The sequence below is a fragment of the Herminiimonas sp. Marseille-P9896 genome, assembly GCF_903993245.1.
Lineage (GTDB): Bacteria > Pseudomonadota > Gammaproteobacteria > Burkholderiales > Burkholderiaceae_D > Oxalicibacterium > Oxalicibacterium contaminans.
In genome coordinates this window covers 952,862-976,598 of sequence record NZ_CAJEVT010000001.1, presented here as the reverse complement: position 1 = coordinate 976,598, position 23,737 = coordinate 952,862, and the positions used below count along the sequence as shown (strand labels likewise).

Here is a 23,737-nt window from a genome sequence, read left to right as displayed (position 1 = left end):
TCTAGGGATTTTCCTAGGTGCTCACGATTCAATCGTACCCCTCATTGATCAAGCCGTGTTTGAGCGCGTAATACACCAGACTGGCCGTGGTGGAAGCCTCCATTTTTTGTAAAACGGCGGCTTTATGGGTGCTGATGGTTTTGTTGCTAAGTGTCAATATTCTAGCAATATCATTGACCGAATGTCCCTCAACCAGCATGCTGAAAATCTGGAATTCCCGCGCCGTCAGCTTGGTATGCGGCAAATCTGTTTCCGGCTTGTGCAACTGTTTGATGAGCTTAGCTGAAATCTCTGGTGAAACAAAGGTCCCGCCCTCGGCCACCTTGCGTATGCCTTCGATCAGCTGGCTGGAGGCGGTGTTTTTCGTGATGTAGCCGGATGCACCGGCGCGCATGGCCTGCACCGCATACTGACTCTCCTGGTGCATGCTCAATACCAGGATGGGCAAATCCGGCTTGATCGCATTGATCTGCTGGATCAGCGCGATTCCGCTCTTGCCCGGCATGGACATATCCAGCACCAGCACATCGACCTTCAGCATGCGGATTTTTTGTAGCACTTCTTCGCCGTTCGATGCTTCGCCAGCCACCGCCATATTCGACACGAAAGAAATGATTTGCTTCAAGCCATCACGGATGATGGCATGGTCGTCAGCAATCAGGATTTGGATCATTTTCTTTCTCCCGGATGCGCGGCATTTATTTTTGGAATACGCAGCTCGACACTGGTGCCAGACCCGGCGCGGCTCTGTATCCTTAGCTTACCGCCCAGCATAAACGCACGTTCGCGCATACCGAGCAAACCCAGGCTGTTCTGCCGCGATACGGTACTGTCTATGCCGCTTCCATTATCGGTAATTTTCATCGTGATGAAATCTTTTGTTTCTTTCAGTGCCACCACTACCAGTGTCGCCTGGCTATGCCGACTGATATTCGTCAGTGATTCCTGCAGGATGCGGAATATAGCAGTACTTGCTTCGCGACTGAAGTGCAAAGGTGCAGCGGGTAAACTCAATTCATAGGTAATCGCGCTGCGTTCGGAGAAGGATTCGAGCAGCCAGTCTATCGCTGGCAGCAAGCCCAGTTCATCCAGAATCAACGGACGTAAATCGGCCGCGATGCGCTGCACCGACTCTACGGTGGAGTCCGCAATTTTCTTTAAGCCGGAAACGCTCTTGAGCCATTCATCGTCGTGCATTTCATGCTGGGTTTCTATTACACTGAGACCAATGCGGATCGCTGTCAACGCCTGTCCCAATTCATCATGCAGCTCACGTGAAATGCGCGTGCGCTCTTCTTCGCGCACCACTTGCAGATAAGCCGACAGCTCGCGCAATTGGGTACGCGAAGCGAGCAATTCCTGCTCCGCCATTTTGCGATCAGTGATGTCACGCGAGATACCGGTGGTACCGATTACTTCACCTTGCTCATTGCGGATAGGTGTCTTGATGGTGTCGTACCAGCGCAGCGTTCCATCTTCGGTATGACGCCATTCTTCATAGCGCAGACGTTCACCCTGTTCCATCACCCGTTTGTCGGTATCTATGTATTTGTTACCCCATTCTTCGGGCCATACGTCGGCCGGAGTTTTATGCAGGATTTCGCTTTCCGGCAAACGGCATGCCGCGATGAACGCTTCATTGACCAGGATGTAGCGTGAATCCTTATCCTTCAGCCATGCCTGATCGGGAATATTGTTCAGAATTGCTTTTTGCAATTCATCGTCCTTACCCATACTGCACCTCACTTACTGATTTCATGAATATGAATATGAGTATGCTGCTCAATTGTCCTGTCTGGCTGAAATATCTTTCAGCAGGCGCTGGAATTCAGGCGAATCATGCAAGAGCGTGGTCGCTGCCGCACGCAACTCGCGCACCGTTTTTTTCGGCAAGTATAAAGAGGTCGGCACGTTCAGCAAGTCAGTCCGCGCTTCTTCATCCGTCATATTCTTCAGCGAAACATTGATGTAATACACCGAAGGAGGCGTGGTGTGATTCTTCTCGGCACGCAGGCGACCTGCTTCCTGCCAGCGCTCTATAGATGACTGCATCGCCAGCTCGGTTTCCTGCGTATAACGCGCAATCGGAATATCGCTGATCGCACGTATCACGTCGCGCCAGCCCGGCACATCGGCACTTTGGTCTATCGTATTCTCCGGATTGTTTTGCGCATTCACGACCACCAGCACCAGCTTTTCCATTTCATCCAGGCGGAAGTCTTGCCTGACCTCTTCGCTGCCGACCAGCGCTTCCATATCCAGGATACTGCGTATGCTGAGGTTGTCGGACAGGCCGCCATCCAGCAGATGGATGTAAGGTCGTTTAATCGGATCCAGATAGCTGAACAACTCGCGCGCACGCGTGCGCGACACTGCGGCGATACGACCACGATTCTTATTGTCGGCTGCGGCCATCAGGCTATCCGGCACATGGAAATCACAGGTACCCGCGTAGTTCCACAAGGTGACAGGCGAAAACAATAAGGGCACGGCACTGGAAGCTGCAACGGCGCGCGAAATCGAGAAACGGTTCAGATCGGAGCACAGGAAATCAAAAGTCTCCTGGATGAAATCAAAACGCGCACCGGAAGACATATCGGTCGCACTAATGATGGTCAACGGGCCTTTGCGTTTCTTTTTGGCGAGATCGGAAAAAGTCTTTTTATCAAACAAGACTTCGTCCAGTTGCTCCTCCAGCAAATCGGAGCGGCCGAAGCGCGGCGAGGTCAGGCGCCATTGATTGGAAAAGGAAATAATCTGGCTGACGATCTTGTCCTGGAAATCCAGATTCAGAAAACGATCATTGAAACTGGGAAAAACATCCTGCCCGTGCAAACCATAGTAAGCCGCGAGGATGGAGCCACCTGACACGCCATAGACCAGGTCGACTTCTTCGAACAAACGTTTTTCCTTGCCGTTCTGCATAAACTTGTTGCGTGCCAGCTCTTCCAGCACGCCATAGCCCAAAGCAGCGGAACGCGCACCGCCACCGGAAAACAGCACCACCATAAACATCTTGCTATCGCCAGGCGCGAGGTCTATCGACTTGATGGTGTAGCCGTGATCCGGCTTGTATTCCGTCAATGGCTCATTGATGTTGTATTGCACCAGGCTGCTGCAACCAGCAAGTAAAGCGCTAAACATCAATATGGATGCGGTACGCCACAGGCCGGAACGTTGAGTGAACATTGTTTTTATGCGTTGCTGGGTTAGAGGAAGGAGCGCTTGATCAGCATTATATCGATGTGCGCATATATTTCTGTGACAGCAAGATTACTTTCAATTTGGCTGTCACACCGACCTTTTTCTGCAATATCGCGTCGTTTAGGAATAAATCAGGCAGTATAGGGACGACATGCCCTCGCGGCAGCAAGCACTCTCCCACAGAAATGGCGGCCATCATGCTTAAAACACGTATGCAACGCGCTTCCCTAGTCACTACCCTCCTTGCCTGCAGCCTGTATGGCAGCGTCCACGCCAGCGAGCTAGTCAGCTTTCCCGACGCCGCAGCCAGTGATCCGGCCACGCTAGGCTGGATGGTAGGTGCACCGCCGCCACCGGATCGCATACTGCGCTTCGAAGATGGCAGTTATTTCCAGTTCCCGGCGCTGCGCTGGAGTGTATCCAACTTCCGCCAGCTGATGCCGACCATCAATGTCTCGCGCGGTTTGTCAGCACCTGTAGCCTTGCCCCGTGCGTTGCGCAGCGATATCGACAATCTGCGCTTCATGCCGCTAAACGGCAAGACCAGCATGACATGGAAAGAATCACTCGCAGCCAACTATACCGATGGCATCGTCGTGCTGCATCAAGGCCGCATCGTGTATGAACGCTACTTTGGTGTCTTGAAAGCGGATGGCCAGCATGGCGCGATGTCAGTCACCAAATCCCTGATCGGCACCATGGGTGCGACGCTGGTCGCCGAAGGACGCATAGATGCGAACAAGCGTGTCGCAGAATACGTGCCGGAACTGGCGCAATCCGCCTTTGGCAACGCGACCATACGTCAGGTGCTGGATATGACGACAGGCTTGAAATTCAGCGAAGACTACGCTGATCCGAAGGCTGAAGTCTGGGCCCATGCACAGGCGGGCAATCCGCTACCCAAACCCAAGGACTACACCGGCCCGCGCAGCTACTACGAGTTCCTGCAAACCGTGCAGCCACAAGGACAGCATGGTGTGGCTTTCGGCTATAAAACCGTGAACACCGATGTGCTGGGCTGGGTCATCGCACGGGTAACCGGGCGCAACGTCGCTGAACTGCTATCCGAACGTATCTGGCGTCGCCTCGGTGCCGAACAGGATGCCTACTTCAGCGTCGATTCGATAGGCACACCATTCGCGGGCGGCGGCTTCAACGCAGGCTTGCGCGACCTCGCCCGCTTTGGCGAAATGCTGCGCAACAATGGTCGCTATCACGGCCAGCAAATCGTACCAAAATCAGTGGTCGACGATATCCGTCGTGGTGGCGACAAAGAGGCTTTCGCCCAAGCCAACTACACCCTTTTGCCCGGCTGGAGCTATCGCAATATGTGGTGGGTCACGCACAATGAAGATGGCGCATACACAGCCCGTGGCGTACATGGACAGACTATCTACATCGATCCGAAAGCGGAAATGGTCATCGTCCGCTTTGCATCCAATCCGGTCGCTGGCAATGCAGCCAATGACCCTACCTCACTACCCGCCTATCACGCGTTGGCGCAACACCTGCTCGCCCATCCGCGCTGAAGTTATGTCGGGGTGGCGCATGGTGTAACATGCGTCACCGCATCGCCGTGCCGGCTTGTGCAAGCGCTTGACATACTGTTATTCGTTTGCCATTTCCCGTCATGCGCCATGCTCCTCCTTTGCAGAGCAACATCCCATGACTAGTCCCAGCCCCAGCGCGCATACCGCCAGCAGCACAATTAGCGACCTCGCCATAGACGACGCGGAAAAACACCTGCGCGACGTACTGACGCTGGCGATACAACACACGCCTGAACAAGCTGCTCTGATCGTGATGGATACGCGTAGCGAACTATCACGCGCATTGAGCGAGGCGTATAGACGTTGCCTGCCTGACGCACGGTTCATAGACTTTGACAGTGTCAGCCCGGAAGCCGTACGCGCCGCCTTTGACGAGCTTAAGCCCGGCGACCTGGTGGTATTGATCCAGTCCACCAACTTCCGTCTCGAAGCGTTCCGCATACGGGTCGAGCTCTTCAAACTCGGGCTCAAAGTCATAGAACATCCGCACCTGTCGCGCATGCCCGGCATCCAGGCCCTGCACTACATCGCATCGCTGGCCTATGACCCGGCCTACTATCGCGGCGTCGGCCATGCGTTGAAAGCACGCATCGATAAAGCCAGTAAGGGCATGGTGGAAAGCGACGGCGAACATTTGCACTTCACGTCGCCGTTTGAACCCGCCAAATTAAATATCGGCGACTACAGCGAAATGAACAATGTCGGTGGCCAGTTTCCGCTGGGCGAAGTCTTCACCGAGGCGCGCGACCTGGAAGCAGTCCATGGCAGGGTAAAAATTTTCGTCTTTGGCGATACCTCATTCCACGTCAACAAACCGGAACATCCGATTACACTCGTCATCACGCAGGGACGCGTGACAGATGTCATCAACTCCACCCCAGCCTTTGATCAGGTCATGGCCAACATACGCGCCGACGAAGGCGAAGTCTGGTTACGGGAACTGGGCTTTGGCATGAACCGCGCGTTTTCACGAACCTGCCTGGTGGATGACATAGGCACCTATGAACGCATGTGCGGCATCCATTTGTCACTCGGAGCCAAACACGGCGTCTACAACAAGGCGCTGATCCGGCGCGCTACTGCACGCTATCACGTCGATGTATTCGCGGTGACCGACGCAGTCTATCTCGATGATGACGTTGTTTATCGTGATGGTGCCTGGCAAGTCCGCTAAACCAACATCGCCACTCTTTCAGACGCACATAAAAAAACGGACCTGCCTCAGCAAGTCCGTTTTCGCTACAGCGGTAGTTAATTTGCTGCAATCACACCAGTGTCAGCGTCACGTCGATGTTGCCACGGGTCGCGTTCGAATATGGGCAAACGATGTGCGCCTTTTCGATCAGGCCTTGTGCTACTGCGCGGTCCAGACCTGGCAAGTTGATTTGCAGTTCTACTTCGATACCGAAACCGGTCGGGATTTGACCAATGCCGACATTACCCTGTACCGATGCATCTGCCGGGAAGGCGATTTTTTCGCGGGCAGAGACGAATTTCATCGCGCCCAGGAAGCAAGCCGAGTAACCAGCTGCAAACAATTGTTCCGGATTGGTGACGGCGCCACCGGCACCACCGAGTTCTTTCGGTGTACCCAGTTTGACGTCCAGCACGCCATCGGATGAAACAGCACGGCCGTCACGGCCACCGGTTGCAGTTGCGTGAGCGCGATAAAGGACTTTTTCGATCGACATGGTCATTCTCCTGAAGGTTGCATCATTTAAGAAATTCAGCGATTTAATCTATACGGCTCGCTGCATACCGAAATTACAAAACAAAAGTTACAAGCTTATTAATTGTGAACTATTAAATAGCGCACTATATAAATACAATTATTAATGGAACATTTATACACCTGCCCCACGAATTTTTAAAACCTAGCTATTTCCTGCCAGCTTGCCGCGTAAGGCGATCAGCTGTTCTTTCATTGCCACGACTTCATCCAGGCTGCATGCAGTCGCGCACAATACTTCGCCCTGCATTTCCAGCGCTTTGCTACGCAAGGCATCCCCGCTTTTGGTCAGCGTGATGATGACCTGACGCTCATCGTTGGCCGCCCGGACACGGGTAATCAATTCTGCTGCTTCCATCCGCTTGAGCAAAGGCGTCAACGTAGCGGAATCGAGGAACAGGCGCTCGCCTATATCCGACACCGTCAACTCATCCTGCTCCCACAACACCATCATGACCAGATACTGCGAATAGGTCAGCCCGAGCCGCGGCAAAAGCTTGCGATAAACCTTGCTCATCGCCAATGACGTTGAGTACAGCGCAAAGCAAAGCTGGTTATCCAGCCGTGGCGCGTTATCGGTTTTTGCGGATCTCGATTTCATGAAATGAATAATATATAGTGCACTATTTAATTGCAAGCTATTTTAAAAATAAATGTTGTAGCGCTACCACCTGCCATTCAGAGGCATAAATCATCCGGAATACGGTAGTAACCATGCCTGCACGGTACAATACGCCCCGCCAGCGCACTTGGTGTAAGCCGTTTTAGGCTTTTCCCCGAGGCAAGCGCGCAATTTATTTCCTGTACAGAAGATATCCAGCATGACCGATCACACAGCCGACGACGGCAAAAAGCCTCTTTTCTACGATCCGACCGAGCACCGCATCCGCAGCTTCGTGACACGCGCCGGTCGCCTGTCGACTGCGCAAGCGCGCGCGATCGAAGAATTGGGACCGCAATTTTTTATCCCGTACAACAAAGCACCACTGGATATAGACCAGGCCTTCGGCCGCACTGCACCTACAATTTTTGAAATCGGCTTCGGCATGGGTGAAACCACCGCCAAGATCGCTGCCGGTATGCCGGAGAAAAATTTCATTGGCGTCGAAGTGCATACGCCCGGCGTCGGCAGCCTGTTAAAGCTGATCGGCGAGCAAAACCTGAGCAATCTGCGCATCATCCAGCACGATGCATTTGAAGTACTGACCAATATGATCGCCCCAGAATCACTGGCGGGCGTACATGTATTCTTCCCGGATCCATGGCATAAAGCACGACACAACAAGCGTCGCCTGATCCAGCCGCCTTTGGTCGAGCTGCTGTCGTCACGCATTAAAAAAGGCGGCTATCTGCACTGCGCTACCGACTGGCAGGAATATGCAGAACAAATGCTGGAAGTATTGAGTGGTGACGCGAGCTTGAAAAATACTGCCGATGGCTACGCGCCACGGCCGGACTACCGTCCTGTCACCAAGTTTGAAAACCGTGGCTTGAAGTTAGGCCACGGCGTGTGGGATCTGGTGTTCGAGAAAAAATAAATCCGCGTCCCTGATCCGGATTGGCCTCAGGCCATCTCGGCAATCAGGGCCACGATATCTGCTCCGTAAGTTTCCAGTTTCTTTTCACCAACCCCACTGACGCCGCGCAAATCATCCAGCGACGCTGGTTGCGCCTTGGCGATTTCACGCATGGTCGCGTCATGGAAAATGACATACGCCGGTACATTGTGCTTGCGTGCTGTTTCCATGCGCCACCAGCGCAACTTCTCGAATACCGCTTGCTCTGCCGCCGACAAATCGGTTTCCACAAAGCCTTTAGGCTTGCTGCTGGCGCGCTTGGATTTAAGCGGTTTCTGGTATTCGCGCAGCTGTACTTTTTCACCGCCCTTCAGCACCGGACGCGCTGCTTCAGTCAGTTTGAGTGCACCATACGATTCATGATCAACACTGACCAGGCCGAGTGCAATCGACTGGCGCAAGATGGCGCGCCATTCTGCTTCGCTGCGATCGGAGCCGATACCAAAGGTAGAAACTTCTTCATGCTGCCATTGCTTGATCTTGTCCGAGTCTACGCCGCGCAATACATCAAGCACATGCATCGCACCAAAGCGCTGACCGACACGATATATCGTCGATAGCAGCTTCTGCACTTCGACGGTCGCATCGAAGGAACGCGGTGGATTCAGGCAGGTATCGCAGTTACCGCAAGGCGTCGAAGCCTGCCCGAAGTAATCCAGCAAGCGCGTACGCCGACAATGCAGCGTTTCGCACAGACCCAGCATCGCATCCAGCTTGACGCTTTGCACCCGCTTGAAGGTATCGTCGGCTTCCGACTCATCTATCATGCGACGCTGCTGCACCACATCCTGCAAACCGTAAGCCATCCAGGCATTCGCGGCACCACCATCGCGTCCGGCACGGCCGGTTTCCTGGTAATAGCCTTCTATGCTTTTCGGCAAATCCAGATGCGCAACAAAGCGCACGTCCGGTTTATCTATGCCCATGCCAAACGCAATGGTCGCGACCATCACGATGCTTTCTTCCCGCAGGAAACGCGCCTGGTTTTTGCTACGTGTAGCGAAGTCCATCCCGGCGTGATACGGCAAGGCATTGATGCCGTTTTCATTGAGGAACTCGGCCGTCTCTTCCACCTTCTTGCGTGACAGGCAGTAGACGATACCGGCATCACCCGGATGCTCGCTTTCTATGAAGTCCAGCACCTGTTTGCGACCGTTAGCCTTCTCTACTATCTGGTAGCGTATGTTCGGCCGGTCGAAGGATGAGACAAACATGCGCGCATCATCCAGCTGCAAACGATGGGCAATTTCAGCGCGGGTCTGTTGATCGGCGGTCGCCGTCAATGCGATACGCGGCACCTGCGGGAAGCGTTCATGCAATACCGACAGGCGTATATATTCCGGACGGAAGTCATGCCCCCATTGCGACACGCAATGCGCTTCGTCGATGGCAAACAGGGCTATCTTGGTGGTCTCCAGCATGTCCAGGCAACGCGACGTCATCAGGCGCTCGGGTGCGACATATAGGAGGTCAAGGTCGCCGCTACGCAAACGTCTTTCTATGCGTACCGACTCTTCAAAACTCTGCGTCGAATTCAGGAAGGCGGCGCGCACACCGACTTCAGCCAGCGCATCAACCTGGTCTTGCATCAAGGCGATCAAAGGGGAAATCACGACGCCAACACCGTCGCGCAGCAAGGCCGGAATCTGATAGCACAGCGACTTGCCGCCGCCGGTCGGCATCAGCACCAGTGCATCACCACCGCGCGCGACCACATCCACGATCTCGGCTTGCTCACCACGAAAGGACGAGTAGCCGAAAACGGTTTCCAGGATATGCAGCGCCTGCGCGCCGAGGTCAGTCTTGTTCATTCAGTCTTGCGATTTAATCCGCCCACACAACCCAGCCGTAGTAGGCACTCAACAATACAAACAGGCCAAACACGATGCGGTAGTACGCAAAGAAAGTGAAATCATGTGTGCTGATGTAACGCAGCAACCAGCGTACGCACAGGAAAGCAGATACGAAAGCAGCGAAACCACCGAGGCCGAATAAAGGAATATCGGCCATAGACAACAAGGCCCGGTCTTTATAAACAGAATAAACCGTTGCCCCCATCAGGGTGGGAATCGCGAGGAAGAAAGAAAATTCCGTGGCCGCTTTGCGCGACAAACCAAAGAACATGCCACCTATGATGCTGGCACCGGAACGACTGGTACCCGGGATCAATGCGAATGCCTGCGCGCAACCGACCTTCAACGCATCCAGCATGGTCATGTCATCCACAGTCTCTACACGCGCCACGAAATCCGTATTGCGGTTGCGCTTTTCTATCCACAGGATGATGAAGCCGCCGACGATAAAGGCAATCGCGACCGGCACCGGTGCAAACAGTTTTTCCTTGATCTTGCTGGCGAAGACAAAACCGAGCAAGGCAGCTGGCAGGAAAGCGATGATGATATTCAGCGCAAACTTCTGCGCCTTGCGCTCAGTAAATAAGCCACCCAGCACTGCAGCGATTTTGGCGCGGTATTCCCACACCACTGCCAGCATGGCGCCGGTCTGGATCGCAATCTCAAAAACCTTAACCTTGGGTCCGGTGAAATCCAGCAGGCTGCCGGCGAGTATCAGATGTCCGGTCGAAGAAATCGGCAAAAACTCCGTAAAGCCTTCGACGATGCCCATGATGATGGCTTTGAGCGCGAGAATTGGATCCATGGCGATGTGTTCAGTATGAAGAGGGTAATAAAAAACCCGCCGGTTGTGACGCCGTACGGGTTACAACGTATGCGCTGTGTGGCCAGCATGCGGCACTTCAGTCAGCGCGATCGTGCAGGCTCAAAGGTTACCACGAGAGCGCATATCGCTGTTCTGATTTCGCGTCATCAGCAGAGCTGACAGCACGTATTGCCGCACCGGAAGACTAGCCTGTCCAGCGCGCTAACGATCCGACTCAGGCGGCGGTTAATCGTTCCAATGTCATTAAATAAATCATCGCTTCTTCGCGCGAGCTACCGCACATTTCCGCTTGCGGCTGCAAACCACCGCACACTGTTGGTCGTTCCGGTTGTCCAAAAATCCGGCAAAGATTGCGCTCATCCAGTTGCACGCAACGGACCCCGGCCGGTTTGCCGTTCGGCATGCCGGGTATCGCCGATGAAATCGACGGCGCGGTGCAGCAGGCACCACAATCGGGGCGGCATTGTAAATCGTTAGTCATTCGACAATTTAACTTGGCAAGGGATGCAGGACAGGCGTGATTCTACCGGGAAGTGTCGAAATCGCCCCTTTTAAGCTGCAAAAGCACGCTATCGCCACAAATAAATGGCCGATTCGGCTCGCAGGCTTGACGCTTGCAGGGTGGGCGCTTACATTACGGATGCCCGGCAATGAAGCCATTCATTTTGCCCAGGTGCAGCACAGTGCCGCAAACACTGATCACGTCGTGACCGCAGCCTCCCCCTGGAATGCTTAAGTCCTTCCGCTTCATAGCCAGCGCTTACGCCAGCTATGTTGCGTCTGTTATCGACTATATGAATGCGGCCAGGTGCCCGTCATTTGATAAAATGCCTGTTTTTCTTATTTAGCTATTCTAGAGCCAACAAAATGAACATCGAAAAAGCCCGTTTCAACATGATCGAACAGCAAATTCGTCCTTGGGATGTGCTCGATCAGGACGTCCTCGAATTATTGGTTGTAGTAAAGCGCGAAGCTTTCGTTCCGCTCGCCTACCGTGCCCTGGCTTTTGCCGATAGCGAAATCCCGCTGTCGCACGAAGAAAGCATGATGACGCCTAAGCTTGAAGCACGCATCATGCAAGAGCTGGCCGTACAAAAACACGAAAACGTACTCGAAATCGGTGCTGGCTCCGGTTACATGGCAGCACTGTTGGCGCACAAAGCACGTCACGTCACCACCGTTGAAATCGAACCAGAACTCAAAGCCATGGCTGAAAAGAACCTGGCTGACTACGGCATCAGCAACGTTAATGTTGAACTGGGCGACGGCGTACAAGGCTGGGGCGATGCGACTTATGACGTCGTCGTGGTATCCGGTTCGGTACCTAGCGTCACTGCTGGCTTGCTGGCTAACGTTAAAGTCGGTGGTCGCCTGCTGGCTGTCGTCGGTACTGCACCTGCGATGACCGCACAAATCATCACCCGTACTTCGGATGTAGGCTACAGCACCGTTGGCTTGTTTGAGACCCTGCTCAAGCCACTGCGTAATGCACCTGCACCTTCGCAGTTCAAGTTCTAAGGAATAGCATGCAACACCTGACTGCGCCCGAACTGGCAGCGCTGATCGCGGCACCCGACGGTGCCGCCCCCTTCCTGCTCGATGTACGCGAGCCATGGGAAGTACAAACCTGCCAGATCCAGGGCTCAGTCTCGATTCCTATGAATACCATACCCGGTCAGCTCGAACAGCTGGACCGGAATGCATCTATCGTTTGCATCTGTCATCACGGTGCACGCAGCCTGCGGGTTGCACATTTCCTCGAAGCCAACGGCTTCTCGCGCGTGACCAATCTGACTGGTGGCGTCCATGCATGGGCCCAGCAAGTCGATCCAGCCATGCCTACTTATTAATTCCTTCCGTCACTCGCCTGCCCTACACATCACTCAGTAAACGGAAAAGCAATGCGTAATGCCAAGCTCATCACATTGATCGCAGGCGCTTTTCTCTCACTGCAGGCGCAGGCAGTCAATTTGTTGCAGCTGTATCAGGACGCTTTGCTCAATGATGCGGTGTACTCGAGCGCGCGTGCAAACCTGAGCGCAGGGCAAGAAGCTTCCGTACAGGGTCGTGCCGAGCTCTTGCCGTTGATCGGTATCGGCGGCACCTATCAGCGTGCACAACGCGGCAATGTGCCGGATATAAGGTCGCACGGTTATACGCTCTCACTGTCGCAACCCTTGCTGGATGTCGCAGCCTGGCAGAATTACGAACAAAGCAAGCTCGCAGTCGCGGCCAGCGAAGCTGCATTCGCCGTCGTGCAGCAGGATTTGATCCTGCGGGTGGCGCAAGCTTACTTTGATGTGCTGGCAGCGCAGGATACGCTGGCAGCATTGCTGGTACAGAAAGATGCAATCAGCGAACAACTCGCTTCGGCCAAACGCAACTTCGAAGTCGGCACCGCCACCATCACCGACACACACGAAGCACAAGCTCGTTACGATCTGGTGATTGCGCAGGAATTCGGCGCGCAAAATGACCTCGCGATCAAACGCACAGCCTTGCAACAAATCATAGGCAAGCCACCCGCTGAGTTGGCCATCCTGCGCAAAGGTGTGGAATTGAATGCACCGGAACCAGCGCAAATCAGCACCTGGGTTAGCAGCGCAGAAGAACAGAATTACGTCGTGCTGCAACAAAAGCTGGCACTCGAAATCGCCAAGCGTGAGATCACGCGCAATCGCGCCGGTCACTACCCTACCGTCGATCTGGTTGCCAGCCGCAGTGACAGCAACCAGCGCAACAGCGCCATACCCAGCCTCAACAGCGGCACCGGCGCGACCAGCTCGGTAGGCCTGCAATGGAACATCCCACTCTTCAGCGGCTTTGCCGTTACCAGCAAGGTACGACAAGCAATTGCACTGGAAGACAAATCACGTTCGGATCTGGAAAGTGCGCGTCGTAGTGCAGCACAAAATGCGCAGCAGGCATATCTGGGCGTAACGAGCGGCCTGGCGCAAGTGAAAGCCTTGCAGGCGGCGGAAGTTTCCAGCCGTTCGGCGCTGGAATCGAATCGTTTGGGGTATCAGGTAGGGGTACGTATCAATATTGATGTGCTGAATGCACAGCAACAATTATTCATCACACAGCGCGATCTGTCGAAAGCGCGTTACGACACCCTGATGAATAGCCTGCGCCTGAAGTCGGCAGCTGGCTCATTGCGGGAACAGGACCTGGTACAGATCAATACCTTGTTGATCCAGCCCTGAATATTCTGCAGATCTCTCTGCGGATACATGCGGCCATCTGCTGATGGCGCACTTACTTAGTTAGCTACAACTGCTTTTTTCTGGCGCAAGGATGGTGCATTGCGCAAACTATCCAGGCAGGCATCCACCAGCGGTTCCACTACTGCTTTCAAATCAAAACTATCTGGTGAAAACAACCAGTCAGTCAGCAAACCGACCAAGCTGGCGTGCAGGCACAAGACGGCCAGATGAGTATCCAGATCCGCGGGCAATTGCCCGATGGCAACCGCTTCGCGCAAAATGCCTTCCATCATTTCCAGACCTTCGCGATGGCACTCACGTTGACGTACCCAGATCGGATCGTTGTGATCGACCAATTCGCATTTCAGGAATATGATATCCAGTACCCGGCGTGAGCGCGGATTGTCGACGACATCGCGCAACAGATATATCCAGGTATGACGTAAATGGCCCAAGGGATCACGCACGAATTTCTCGCCCGGCGTTGTCATCATGGTTTCCATAGGCAAACGCACGCGCTCGCACATGGCTTCAAACAGATCGCTCTTGTTTTTGAAGTGCCAATAAATTGCACCACGTGTCACATCTGCTGCAACTGCAACATCTGCTAACGAAGATTGCGCAAGACCACGAGTAAAGAACACCTCTTCCGCAGCATCAAGTATGCGACTGCGTGTTTCGAGTGCCTCTTCTTTCGTTGAGCGAGCCATAAAATCATAGTCCTGTCATAATTTTCGAATATTTATGTATGTTTAGTTATCTGGCCAAATCAATAATTGCCACCTATACATACATTCGCGAACGTATGTATAATACCCGATTTACCGCATAGCAGCAAAGCAAAGCATTCTGGCCAGATCGCAGAAACGAATGTATTGCCCCAATTCAGCCTTACTTTTTCTTTACCGGACTGTTGATGTTCTGACAGCGCAATCCACCTACCGTGCGAGATGTTTATGAGTTCACTTCCCCGTTTGACACGCCTTAGCGCCGCCCTCTTCCTTATTTATGCAATCGCCGGTTGCGGTGCAAAATCCGAACAAGCCGGAGCCCCACCCCCACAAGAAGTATCCGTCGTCACCGTTCAGCCAGGCGTACTGGGTGTGACCAATGAATTGCCCGGCCGCATGGAATCGATCCGTGTCGCTGAAGTACGTGCGCGCGTACCCGGCATCGTCCTGAAGCGTGTCTTCCGCGAAGGCAGTGATGTCAAAGCGGGCGCGCAGTTGTATCAGATCGATCCGGCACAGCTGCAAGCCACTTATAACAGTGCTGACGCAGCCGTCTCGCGCAGCGAAGCAACCCTGGCGACGGCGGAACTGAAAGCCAAGCGTTACAAACCGCTGGTAGAAACCAATGCCGTCAGCAAACAGGAATATGACGATGTCGTCGCTGCCGAAAAACAAGCTATCGCTGATCTCGCTTCGGCCAAGGCTGCACGTGAAAATGCACGTCTGTCGCTCGGTTATGCCAGCGTGACTTCGCCTATCTCCGGCCGTATCGGTCGCGCCCTCGTCACTGAAGGCGCACTGGTTGGCCAGGGCGACGTGACGCCACTCGCCGTTGTGCAGCAAATCGATCCTATCTACGTCAACATGACGCAATCAGCGAATGAAGTCCTGCAACTGAAACGCGCAATGGACGAAGGTAAATTGAAGAGCGCTGGCAAAGGTGCTGCCAAGGTCACCCTGGTGACTGACGATGGCCAGGAATATGGTCGCACCGGCAAGCTGCTGTTCTCCGATCTGACCGTAGACCAGACTTCGGGCGCCATCACATTGCGTGCTGAAATTCCTAACCCGGACGGTCTGCTGCTGCCGGGTATGTATGTACGTGCCCGCCTCGAACAAGCGGTTGATGAAAACGCCATCACCGTACCGCAACAAGCGGTACTCCGTACCCCAGGGGGCTCTGCTGTCATGGTGGTCGGTGCTGACGGCAAGGTCGCTTCGCGTCCAGTCAAAACCGGTAACTCGAGCGGCACCGCATGGATCATCACTGACGGCTTGAAAGAAGGCGACCAGGTCATCGTTGAAGGGCTGCAAAAAGTACAACCAGGCGCAACGGTTAAACCGGTGCAATGGCAAAAACCTGCACCAGCCGGTGCTGCTCCTGCGGCTGCTCCAGCAGCTCCGACAGCTGCCGCACCTGCAGAGAAACCCGCTGCTGACGCAGCTGCCAAACCTGCGCAACCAGCCCCTGCAGACAAGACCGCAGAACAATCGAAGTCGAAGTAAGGGAGTACTGTAATGGGTAAATTTTTTATTGACCGCCCGGTTTTTGCCTGGGTGCTGGCGATCTTCATCATGCTGGCAGGTGTCCTGGCTATCACCAGCCTCCCGGTTTCGCAGTACCCGAACATCGCGCCACCGCAAGTCGTTGTTACCGCTACCTATCCGGGTGCAACGGCACAGACGCTGGACGATAGCGTCACCAGTCTGATCGAACAGGAAATGAACGGCGCCGACGGTTTGCAATACGTCGAATCGCAAAGCCAGGCCAATGGCGTTGTGCAAATCACCGTGACCTTCTTGCCGGGTACCAATCCGGATCTGGCAGCGGTCGATGTACAAAACCGTTTGAAACGCGTGGAAGCACGTTTGCCTGCAGCCGTTACACAACAAGGTGTGCAGGTAACCAAATCGCGTAGTAACTTCCTGCTGTTTATCGGTCTGTCTTCGACTGACGGCACACTGGATCCGGTTGCACTCGGTGACTATCTGTCACGTAACGTACTCAATGAAATCAAACGTGTACCAGGCGTCGGCCAGGCACAATTGTTTGGTACCGAACGTGCGATGCGTATCTGGATCGACCCGAACAAACTGGTCGGCCTGAACCTGACACCATCTGATGTCAGCAGCGCTATCTCGACCCAGAATGCACTGGTCGCTGGTGGTACGCTGGGTGACTTGCCTAGTCCGAGCACGCAACAGATCGCAGCAACCGTTGTTGTTAACGGCCAGCTGACCAGCCCGGAGCAGTTCGGCAATATCGTCTTGCGCGCCAACAAGGATGGTTCGTCGGTACGCTTGCGTGACGTTGCCCGTATCGAAGTCGGTGGTCAGTCCTACGCGACTTCCGGTCGTCTCGACGGCAAGCCTAGCTCCTTTATTGGCGTACAGCTGACACCAACTGCAAATGCGCTGGGTACTGCAACTGCAGTGCACAAGAAGATGGATGAACTGTCGAAGTATTTCCCGGCAGGCGTGAAGTACACCATCCCTTACGACACCTCCAAGTTCGTCAAGATCTCGATCGAAGAAGTGGTTAAAACACTGTTCGAAGCGATCATCCTGGTGTTCCTGGTGATGTATCTGTTCTTGCAGAACATCCGCTATACATTGATCCCGACCATCGTGGTGCCGGTCGCATTGCTGGGTACGTTCGCGACCTTGCTGCTGTTCGGCTTCTCGATCAACGTGCTGACCATGTTTGGTATGGTGCTGGCGATCGGTATTCTGGTCGATGATGCGATTGTGGTGGTGGAGAACGTCGAACGTATCATGAGCGAAGAAGGTTTGTCGCCACGTGATGCGACCCGCAAGGCGATGGGCCAGATTACCGGCGCGCTGATCGGTATTACGCTGGTTCTGATCGCGGTGTTTATCCCGATGGCATTCTTCGGTGGTGCGGTCGGTGCGATTTACCGTCAGTTCTCGCTGTCCATGGTTGCTTCGATGGTGTTCTCGGTATTGATGGCGTTCACGCTGACACCAGCACTGTGCGCAACCTTGTTGAAACCAGTGGAAGCCGGCCATCATCACGAGAAGCGTGGCTTCTTCGGCTGGTTTAACCGTCACTTCAACACCACAGCTGCAGGTTACCAGGGCTTTGTGGCGAAGATGCTGACCAAGACCGGTCGTTACATGCTGGTCTACGGTCTGATCCTGGCTTGCGTCGGTATCCTGTATGCACGCCTGCCGGCATCCTTCCTGCCTAACGAAGACCAGGGTTACATCGTGACCAACGTCCAGTTGCCAGCGGGTGCCAGCACCGGTCGTACCATGGAAGTATTGAAAACCATTGAAGACTATTACCTGAAACAATCGGCAGTGGAACACGTGGTTGCGATTGCAGGTTTCAGCTTCTCGGGTAACGGTCAAAATGCGGGCCTGGTATTTACCCCGCTGAAAGACTGGAGCAAACGCGGTCCTGATGAATCTGCTGATGCAGTAGCAGGCAAGGCCTTCGGTGCATTCATGGGCATCAAGGATGCGATTGTGTATCCATTGAACCCGCCGCCTATCCCTGAATTGGGTAATGCAACCGGCTTCACCTTCCGTCTGCAGGATCGCGCTGGTCTCGGCCATGATGCGCTGATCGCAGCACGTAACCAGATGCTGGGCATGGCAGCACAAAGCAAAGTGCTGGCAGGTGTACGTCCTGAAGGTCTCGAAGATGCGCCACAATTGCAGGTAGATATCGATCGCGACAAGGCGAATGCTTTGGGCGTACCGTTCTCGACCATCAATAGCGTGTTGTCGACAGCACTCGGCTCGTCTTACGTGAATGACTTCCCGAACCAGGGTCGTCAACAACGTGTGATCGTGCAGGCTGACAGCCAGGGACGTTTGCAACCAGAAGATCTGACTCGTCTGTACGCACGTAGCTCGTCGGGCACCATGGTGCCGTTCTCCTCCTTCATGACATCGAAGTGGATTATCGGTCCGGTCCAACTGATCCGTTACAACGGCTACCCGGCAGTCAAGATTTCCGGTGGTGCAGCGCCTGGCCGCAGTACTGGTGAAGCGATGGCGGAAATGGAAGCGATGGTAGCGAAGTTGCCACCTGGCTTCGGTTTCGAATGGACTGGTCAGTCGCTGGAAGAAAAAACCTCCGGCTCACAAGCTCCTGCACTGTATGCACTGTCGCTGATCGCTGTATTCCTGGTGCTGGCTGCATTGTATGAAAGCACTTCGATCCCATTCTCGGTGATGCTGGTGGTGCCGCTCGGTATCTTTGGTGCACTGTTGGGTGTGACGCTGCGCGGCATGCCGAATGATGTGTACTTCAAGGTCGGCATGATTGCGGTGGTCGGGCTCTCTGCGAAGAACGCGATTCTGATTATCGAATTTGCGAAAGACCTGCAAGCGCAGGGTAAAGGCCTGATCGAAGCAACACTGGAAGCGGTACACCTGCGGTTCCGCCCTATCATCATGACCTCGCTGGCTTTCATCCTTGGCGTATTGCCGCTGGTGCTTGCAAGCGGAGCCGGTTCTGCCAGCCAACGCGCTATCGGTACTGGTGTGATGAGCGGCATGATCACCGCTACCGTATTCGCAGTGTTCCTGGTACCGGTGTTCTTTGTGGTGGTTCGTACGATGTTCAAAGGTAGCGAACGTCAGCGTCGTAAATACGCTGCGAGCAAGCCACGTGATGAGGAAGAAGAATTATGATGAAGTCCATAACCCTGGCCTTATTGGCAGCGGGCGTCTTGAGCGCCTGCTCGATGGCGCCGAAATACGTGCGCCCTGACGCACCTGTCGCTGCGGATTACGGTGTGCCATCCGCAGCTGGTAACAACCAGGTACGTGCAGCTGACATCGGCTGGCGCAATTTCTTTACTGATCCGCGCCTGCAGGTTTTGATCACCAACGCACTCGTCAACAATCGGGACCTGCGTGTAGCAGCATTGCGTATTGAAGAAGCCCGTGCGCTGTACAACATTCAGTCGGCAGACTTGTTGCCGACCCTGAATGCCAACGCAACCGGCTCACGTGGCCGTGTTCCGGCTTCGATCAACAATACCGGCAGCAGCGTGGTATCGAGCAACTACCAGGTCGGTCTCGGTCTGGCGGCATTCGAACTGGACTTCTTCGGTCGTGTCCGTAGCCTGAGCGATGCAGCACTGGCCAGCTACCTGTCGACCGAAGAAGCACAGCGCGCTGCACAGATCAGCCTGGTATCGGAAGTTGCCAAAGCCTATCTGTCGGAGCGTGCGTTTGCCGAGCAGCAGGAATTGTCACGCCAAACTTATGAAAGCCGTGCGCAAGCCTACAAGCTGTCGAAACAGCGTTTTGACGTAGGTGCGTCATCAGCACTGGACTTACGCAATGACGAAGCACTGATGCAAACCGCACGTGCTGCCGAACTGGCGGCATCACGCCAGCGCGCACAGGCAATGAATGCACTGACCTTGCTGGTCGGTCAGCCATTGAATGATTTGCCACCGGCCCAGCCTCTGTCGGCACAAGACATCCTGACCGACATCCCGGCAGGCTTGCCTTCCGACTTGCTGACCCAGCGCCCTGACATCCGCAGTGCAGAACAAACTCTGCTCTCCGCCAATGCAAATATCGGCGCAGCGCGTGCAGCGTTCTTCCCGCGTATTTCATTGACCGCTGGCCTGGGTACCTCCAGCAATGAGTTGTCCGGCTTGTTTGAAGGCGGTTCGCGTTCATGGTCGTTTGCACCGCAACTGGTGTTGCCGATTTTTGATGCAGGCCGTAATCGTGGCAACCTGAACCTGGCAGAAGTGCGCAAAGACATCGCCGTTGCGAATTACGAGAAAAGCATACAAGTTGCATTCCGCGAAGTTTCGGATGCACTGGTTGCACGTAGCCTGCTCGACGAACAAATTGATGCACAACGCCTGGTACAGGAAGCACAGGCAGAGCGTTACAAGTTTGCGACGCAACGTTTCCAGAACGGCATAGCCAGCTCGCTGGACGTGCTGGATGCACAACGTGAATTGTTCACGGCGCAATTGACGCTGGTACAAGCACGCTTGCTGCGCCTGACCAACGCGATCGATCTGTATCGTTCGCTCGGCGGTGGCCTGGTAGAAACTACCGTGGCAACTGCTCCGGCGGCCGCACCAGCAGCGACGCCAGTAAAATAAACTGCAGCAACAATAAAAAAGGGAGGCCATTGTGTGGCCTCCCTTTTTTTTGCCATCCGCAGGTACAGACGACTACCCGTTGATGGATTACATCAACATACTAAGCAGTAACAGTCTGATTTTTTTCCGTTACTGCTTTGGGGAAATTGGTTGTCATTTGGATTTGTTCAGCCAGTGTTTTTGCCAGCGGCTCAAACACAGCACGACGTTGCTCCGTCAATTGATCGCCAGGCTGGCCGTTGACCAGACTAGTCACCTTGCAACTACCGGATGTACAAGCGCTCAACATGATCTGGCCCAACTGGCCGAGTTCGCTGTGACGCAAAATATATTCGTAGGAAGTCGCAGAGATGGGTTTCCGCTGCGCGGTGACATTCGGTGGTAATTGAAATGACATAATGTGTGCTCCGTTTCAGTCTCTATTCTCGTCGTATTCGCGTTCTTTTCGTATCCCATCGATATGGGATATCGATCAAGATAAGCGCGTATAACGTCGTTTCTCGCTATTGATTATTTTTATGCCGATATGTTTCGGCTGTGATTTGAACCTCGTCGCCTGATTACACTCAGACGAATATCGGATTCAAACTCAACAGGAAAGTTCATGCGTAAACTCCCGCTCTCCCTCACCTTGCTGATGGCACTCCATATGGGGGCGCATGCCGCAGAAAACAAGATGCAAATGAAACCTGGCTTGTGGGAAATGAGTGCCAGCTCGGAATTGCTGAATCTGGTCGAACAAATTCCACCGAATCAAATGCAGAATCTGAGCAATCTGGCAAAACAATATGGTTTTGACATGCCAAAAATTCAAAACGGTGCAGCCACCTCCAAGGTGTGCATCACGCCGGAAATGGCAGCACAAAACATTCCACCATCCTTCTATCATCGCCAGTCCGGCTGTGAAGCACGCAATGCCAATCGCGTCGACAATCGCTATAGCGCCGATCTGGTCTGCAACAGTGATCAGGTAAGTGGCCAGGGCAAGGCCGAAGCCACATTGAATACGCCGGAAAGTTTCATCGGCAAAACCTCGTTCAAAGGTAACGTGCGCGGCGTGGCAGTCGATGAATCGGCCAATACCAGCGGCCGTTGGATTGCTGCAAGCTGTCCTGTCGGCAAGCTCGGTAACTAAACTGCTGGCCTGCAGCTAGTCCAGCGCTGATACAAGTCGTAACAAAGCTTACGGATTTACTCTAGATATGACTGCTGCCTTGGTTTGTAATACAGGCATAGAACAAGGAGCAGACCATGAATAAATTTTTAAGCGCAGGCGCAGGCATATTGGCTACCGCCACCTTGCTGTTTGCAGCAACACCAGCAATGGCACGCGTGGATGTCGACCTGAATATCGGCGTCCCGGTTTACGGCGCACCCGCACCTGTTTATGTGCAGCCACAGCCTGTGTATGTACAACCGCAACCGGTGTACGTGCAGCCCCGTCCGGTTTATGTCCATCCGCGTCCTTACTACGGCGACAGACATTATCGTCACAGGCATTACTACGATCGTCACGATCGCGACCATGACGGCGTACCTAACCGTTATGACCGTCGACCTAACAATCCCTACCGCTATTGATCTGAAGTGATTTGAAGCCGCTCATTATTTAATGAGCGGCATGAGCAGGCTCATGGTGCGGCGGGTAGCACCGCCGTGCTGCTGCGCAAAATGTTGCGCCTTTAGACCCATCGCATTGCGTGCGGCATCATCATCCAGCAGACGGATGGCCTGTTGCCACAGACTCGCAGCATTCGCGACGCGGATCGCGCCACCGGCGGCGATGGCATTCTCCGCGGCATCAGCAAAGTTAAAGGTATGCGGTCCCACCAGCACGGGTTTGCCGACCGCACTGGCTTCTATCAGATTGTGCCCGCCCAGCGGCAACAAGCTGCCACCGACAAAAGCCAGATCACACGCCGAATAATAGGCAAACATTTCACCCATGCTATCGCCAAGGAAGACGCGCACATCGGCATCCAGCGTTGCACTACCGGCCGTCGAGCGTCTGGCCAACGACAAACCACGCGCCCGCACCATTTGTGCGACATCATCGAAGCGCTGCGGATGGCGCGGCACTATCATCAGCAAGATATCGGGACGGTTCACGGCGAGCAACGCATCAAGGATCAGCGTTTCCTCACCATCGCGCGTATTGGCACAGGCCAGCACTTTGCGCTGACCGAATTGCGCACGCAGCAATGCGCCACGTTGCAGCATTTCCGCTGGCGGCGTCACATCAAATTTAATACTGCCGGTGACATGTACATCGGGCGCACCCAGTTGTTTGACACGCTGGGCATCACTCTCGGTTTGCGCTGCGACGCAAGACATGGCAGCCGCAGCTTCGATAAACAGCGACGGAAACTTCAATGCTTTTTTCAATGAGCGCTCAGACAAGCGAGCATTGACCAAAGCGACTGGCACATCGTAGCGCACACATTGCGCCATCACATTCGGCCACACTTCGGTTTCCATCAGCACACAGATACGCGGCTGGAAAGTGCGCAGGAAACGCCCTACCATCCAGCCGGTGTCATACGGCAAAAAGCTTTGTAATACGCGTGGCTGCTTGCCAAATAAATCCTTGCCAGTCGCGCGACCGGTCGGCGTCATATGCGTCAGCAATAACTGATGAGTCGGATAAGCCGCCAGCAAAGCGTCGATCAGCGGTTGTGCCGCACGCGTCTCACCCACCGACACCGCATGCACCCATAGCAAAGGCGTTTTGCCGTCATACCGTACGCCACCATAAAAACCCAGGCGTTCAGCTATATGCAAACGGTAGCCCGGTTCTTTACGCCCGCGTACAAACAGCCGCAACAAGACGAGCGGCAAGGCGAACCACCAGGCTAGGGAATAAATCAGGCGCATAGTATTGCCGGGCAGGGAAAAGGCAGCATCGCTGGCATCAATGAGAAATTAAATCGGTCAGCCGTATTATGCCG

22 protein-coding genes are annotated in these 23,737 nt (G+C 54.2%); 11 read left to right on the top strand and 11 right to left on the bottom strand.

What is annotated here, in order from left to right; translation table 11 throughout:
• Positions 1 to 28 precede the first annotated feature (28 nt).
• From H7U06_RS04760 to H7U06_RS04750, 3 genes are read right to left on the bottom strand one after another with little or no spacing between them, the layout of a single operon-like run.
• Entirely contained in the window at positions 29 to 673 is a 645-nt protein-coding gene (locus H7U06_RS04760) for a response regulator transcription factor (protein ID WP_175625014.1), read from the bottom strand.
• A complete protein-coding gene (locus H7U06_RS04755; protein ID WP_175625013.1) occupies positions 670 to 1,734 on the bottom strand; it encodes a PAS domain-containing protein in 1,065 nt (354 codons plus the stop codon). The genes H7U06_RS04760 and H7U06_RS04755 overlap by 4 nt, the downstream gene beginning before the upstream one ends.
• Positions 1,735 to 1,782: 48 nt before the next feature.
• Complete coding sequence (locus H7U06_RS04750; protein WP_175625012.1) at positions 1,783 to 3,189, bottom strand: patatin-like phospholipase family protein; 1,407 nt, start codon at positions 3,187 to 3,189, stop codon at positions 1,783 to 1,785.
• Positions 3,190 to 3,536: 347 nt separating this feature from the next.
• Between H7U06_RS04750 and H7U06_RS04745 the strand changes: the two genes are divergently transcribed.
• Entirely contained in the window at positions 3,537 to 4,733 is a 1,197-nt protein-coding gene (locus tag H7U06_RS04745) for a serine hydrolase domain-containing protein (protein WP_370458603.1), read from the top strand.
• A gap of 136 nt (positions 4,734 to 4,869) precedes the next feature.
• Positions 4,870 to 5,928, top strand: coding sequence for a hypothetical protein (locus tag H7U06_RS04740; RefSeq protein ID WP_175625010.1), 1,059 nt, complete (start codon positions 4,870 to 4,872; stop codon positions 5,926 to 5,928).
• Positions 5,929 to 6,019: 91 nt separating this feature from the next.
• Here H7U06_RS04740 and H7U06_RS04735 read toward each other — a convergent pair whose 3' ends face one another.
• Both H7U06_RS04735 and H7U06_RS04730 read right to left on the bottom strand, forming a co-directional pair.
• On the bottom strand, positions 6,020 to 6,445 hold the full coding sequence (locus H7U06_RS04735; RefSeq protein WP_175625009.1) for an organic hydroperoxide resistance protein: 426 nt from the start codon (positions 6,443 to 6,445) through the stop codon (positions 6,020 to 6,022).
• Between the two features lie 183 nt (positions 6,446 to 6,628).
• The gene (locus H7U06_RS04730) at positions 6,629 to 7,084 is read right to left on the bottom strand and encodes a MarR family winged helix-turn-helix transcriptional regulator (RefSeq protein WP_175625008.1); all 456 of its coding nucleotides are present in this window, start codon (positions 7,082 to 7,084) and stop codon (positions 6,629 to 6,631) included.
• 220 nt (positions 7,085 to 7,304) lie between these two features.
• Between H7U06_RS04730 and trmB the strand changes: the two genes are divergently transcribed.
• A complete protein-coding gene (gene trmB / locus H7U06_RS04725) occupies positions 7,305 to 8,021 on the top strand; it encodes a tRNA (guanosine(46)-N7)-methyltransferase TrmB (RefSeq protein WP_175625007.1) in 717 nt (238 codons plus the stop codon).
• 26 nt (positions 8,022 to 8,047) lie between these two features.
• On the opposite strand, the gene recQ is transcribed toward trmB, so the two are convergent.
• From recQ to H7U06_RS04710, 3 genes are all read right to left on the bottom strand, one after another.
• Complete coding sequence (gene recQ, locus H7U06_RS04720; protein ID WP_175625006.1) at positions 8,048 to 9,871, bottom strand: DNA helicase RecQ; 1,824 nt, start codon at positions 9,869 to 9,871, stop codon at positions 8,048 to 8,050.
• A 13-nt stretch (positions 9,872 to 9,884) separates the two neighbouring features.
• Positions 9,885 to 10,718: an undecaprenyl-diphosphate phosphatase gene (locus H7U06_RS04715; RefSeq protein ID WP_175625005.1), complete on the bottom strand. Its 834-nt coding sequence runs from the start codon at positions 10,716 to 10,718 to the stop codon at positions 9,885 to 9,887.
• A 235-nt stretch (positions 10,719 to 10,953) separates the two neighbouring features.
• Positions 10,954 to 11,220, bottom strand: coding sequence for a YkgJ family cysteine cluster protein (locus H7U06_RS04710; RefSeq protein ID WP_175625004.1), 267 nt, complete (start codon positions 11,218 to 11,220; stop codon positions 10,954 to 10,956).
• A 386-nt stretch (positions 11,221 to 11,606) separates the two neighbouring features.
• Here H7U06_RS04710 and H7U06_RS04705 point away from each other — a divergent pair, with 386 nt between their 5' ends.
• Genes H7U06_RS04705 through H7U06_RS04695 form a run of 3 tightly spaced genes read left to right on the top strand, consistent with a single transcriptional unit; the run spans position 11,607 to position 13,945 of the window.
• Positions 11,607 to 12,257, top strand: a complete 651-nt coding sequence (locus H7U06_RS04705) for a protein-L-isoaspartate O-methyltransferase (RefSeq protein ID WP_175625003.1) — start codon at positions 11,607 to 11,609, stop codon at positions 12,255 to 12,257.
• Between the two features lie 8 nt (positions 12,258 to 12,265).
• Entirely contained in the window at positions 12,266 to 12,589 is a 324-nt protein-coding gene (locus H7U06_RS04700; protein ID WP_175625002.1) for a rhodanese-like domain-containing protein, read from the top strand.
• A gap of 51 nt (positions 12,590 to 12,640) precedes the next feature.
• Positions 12,641 to 13,945, top strand: a complete 1,305-nt coding sequence (locus H7U06_RS04695) for a TolC family outer membrane protein (RefSeq protein WP_175625001.1) — start codon at positions 12,641 to 12,643, stop codon at positions 13,943 to 13,945.
• A 56-nt stretch (positions 13,946 to 14,001) separates the two neighbouring features.
• Here the strand turns inward: H7U06_RS04695 and H7U06_RS04690 are convergent, their stop codons facing one another.
• The gene (locus H7U06_RS04690) at positions 14,002 to 14,655 is read right to left on the bottom strand and encodes a TetR family transcriptional regulator (RefSeq protein WP_175625000.1); all 654 of its coding nucleotides are present in this window, start codon (positions 14,653 to 14,655) and stop codon (positions 14,002 to 14,004) included.
• A gap of 246 nt (positions 14,656 to 14,901) precedes the next feature.
• Here H7U06_RS04690 and H7U06_RS04685 point away from each other — a divergent pair, with 246 nt between their 5' ends.
• From H7U06_RS04685 to H7U06_RS04675, 3 genes are read left to right on the top strand one after another with little or no spacing between them, the layout of a single operon-like run.
• Positions 14,902 to 16,182: an efflux RND transporter periplasmic adaptor subunit gene (locus H7U06_RS04685; RefSeq protein ID WP_303049231.1), complete on the top strand. Its 1,281-nt coding sequence runs from the start codon at positions 14,902 to 14,904 to the stop codon at positions 16,180 to 16,182.
• A 12-nt stretch (positions 16,183 to 16,194) separates the two neighbouring features.
• Positions 16,195 to 19,344: an efflux RND transporter permease subunit gene (locus tag H7U06_RS04680; RefSeq protein WP_175624998.1), complete on the top strand. Its 3,150-nt coding sequence runs from the start codon at positions 16,195 to 16,197 to the stop codon at positions 19,342 to 19,344.
• Positions 19,341 to 20,789, top strand: coding sequence for an efflux transporter outer membrane subunit (locus H7U06_RS04675; RefSeq protein WP_303049230.1), 1,449 nt, complete (start codon positions 19,341 to 19,343; stop codon positions 20,787 to 20,789). The genes H7U06_RS04680 and H7U06_RS04675 overlap by 4 nt, the downstream gene beginning before the upstream one ends.
• Before the next feature lie 100 nt (positions 20,790 to 20,889).
• On the opposite strand, the gene H7U06_RS04670 is transcribed toward H7U06_RS04675, so the two are convergent.
• On the bottom strand, positions 20,890 to 21,186 hold the full coding sequence (locus H7U06_RS04670) for a hypothetical protein (RefSeq protein WP_175624997.1): 297 nt from the start codon (positions 21,184 to 21,186) through the stop codon (positions 20,890 to 20,892).
• A gap of 207 nt (positions 21,187 to 21,393) precedes the next feature.
• Between H7U06_RS04670 and H7U06_RS04665 the strand changes: the two genes are divergently transcribed.
• On the top strand, positions 21,394 to 21,924 hold the full coding sequence (locus H7U06_RS04665; protein ID WP_175624996.1) for a DUF3617 domain-containing protein: 531 nt from the start codon (positions 21,394 to 21,396) through the stop codon (positions 21,922 to 21,924).
• A gap of 116 nt (positions 21,925 to 22,040) precedes the next feature.
• On the top strand, positions 22,041 to 22,370 hold the full coding sequence (locus H7U06_RS04660; protein ID WP_175624995.1) for a hypothetical protein: 330 nt from the start codon (positions 22,041 to 22,043) through the stop codon (positions 22,368 to 22,370).
• A 24-nt stretch (positions 22,371 to 22,394) separates the two neighbouring features.
• On the opposite strand, the gene waaA is transcribed toward H7U06_RS04660, so the two are convergent.
• A complete protein-coding gene (gene waaA / locus H7U06_RS04655; RefSeq protein ID WP_175624994.1) occupies positions 22,395 to 23,663 on the bottom strand; it encodes a lipid IV(A) 3-deoxy-D-manno-octulosonic acid transferase in 1,269 nt (422 codons plus the stop codon).
• Positions 23,664 to 23,737 lie beyond the last annotated feature (74 nt).

Bases quoted from the DNA above. Each gene is read 5' to 3' on its own strand.
- H7U06_RS04665 (WP_175624996.1), top strand. From the start codon at position 21,394: ATGCGTAAACTCCCGCTCTCCCTCACCTTGCTGATGGCACTCCATATG.
- H7U06_RS04695 (WP_175625001.1), top strand. From the start codon at position 12,641: ATGCGTAATGCCAAGCTCATCACATTGATCGCAGGCGCTTTTCTCTCA.
- H7U06_RS04685 (WP_303049231.1), top strand. From the start codon at position 14,902: ATGAGTTCACTTCCCCGTTTGACACGCCTTAGCGCCGCCCTCTTCCTT.
- waaA (WP_175624994.1), bottom strand. From the start codon at position 23,663: ATGCGCCTGATTTATTCCCTAGCCTGGTGGTTCGCCTTGCCGCTCGTC.
- H7U06_RS04740 (WP_175625010.1), top strand. From the start codon at position 4,870: ATGACTAGTCCCAGCCCCAGCGCGCATACCGCCAGCAGCACAATTAGC.
- H7U06_RS04715 (WP_175625005.1), bottom strand. From the start codon at position 10,718: ATGGATCCAATTCTCGCGCTCAAAGCCATCATCATGGGCATCGTCGAA.
- H7U06_RS04745 (WP_370458603.1), top strand. From the start codon at position 3,537: ATGGTAGGTGCACCGCCGCCACCGGATCGCATACTGCGCTTCGAAGAT.
- H7U06_RS04730 (WP_175625008.1), bottom strand. From the start codon at position 7,084: ATGAAATCGAGATCCGCAAAAACCGATAACGCGCCACGGCTGGATAAC.
- trmB (WP_175625007.1), top strand. From the start codon at position 7,305: ATGACCGATCACACAGCCGACGACGGCAAAAAGCCTCTTTTCTACGAT.
- H7U06_RS04690 (WP_175625000.1), bottom strand. From the start codon at position 14,655: ATGGCTCGCTCAACGAAAGAAGAGGCACTCGAAACACGCAGTCGCATA.
- recQ (WP_175625006.1), bottom strand. From the start codon at position 9,871: ATGAACAAGACTGACCTCGGCGCGCAGGCGCTGCATATCCTGGAAACC.
- H7U06_RS04670 (WP_175624997.1), bottom strand. From the start codon at position 21,186: ATGTCATTTCAATTACCACCGAATGTCACCGCGCAGCGGAAACCCATC.
- H7U06_RS04735 (WP_175625009.1), bottom strand. From the start codon at position 6,445: ATGTCGATCGAAAAAGTCCTTTATCGCGCTCACGCAACTGCAACCGGT.
- H7U06_RS04750 (WP_175625012.1), bottom strand. From the start codon at position 3,189: ATGTTCACTCAACGTTCCGGCCTGTGGCGTACCGCATCCATATTGATG.
- H7U06_RS04700 (WP_175625002.1), top strand. From the start codon at position 12,266: ATGCAACACCTGACTGCGCCCGAACTGGCAGCGCTGATCGCGGCACCC.
- H7U06_RS04710 (WP_175625004.1), bottom strand. From the start codon at position 11,220: ATGACTAACGATTTACAATGCCGCCCCGATTGTGGTGCCTGCTGCACC.
- H7U06_RS04660 (WP_175624995.1), top strand. From the start codon at position 22,041: ATGAATAAATTTTTAAGCGCAGGCGCAGGCATATTGGCTACCGCCACC.
- H7U06_RS04680 (WP_175624998.1), top strand. From the start codon at position 16,195: ATGGGTAAATTTTTTATTGACCGCCCGGTTTTTGCCTGGGTGCTGGCG.
- H7U06_RS04675 (WP_303049230.1), top strand. From the start codon at position 19,341: ATGATGAAGTCCATAACCCTGGCCTTATTGGCAGCGGGCGTCTTGAGC.
- H7U06_RS04755 (WP_175625013.1), bottom strand. From the start codon at position 1,734: ATGGGTAAGGACGATGAATTGCAAAAAGCAATTCTGAACAATATTCCC.
- H7U06_RS04760 (WP_175625014.1), bottom strand. From the start codon at position 673: ATGATCCAAATCCTGATTGCTGACGACCATGCCATCATCCGTGATGGC.
- H7U06_RS04705 (WP_175625003.1), top strand. From the start codon at position 11,607: ATGAACATCGAAAAAGCCCGTTTCAACATGATCGAACAGCAAATTCGT.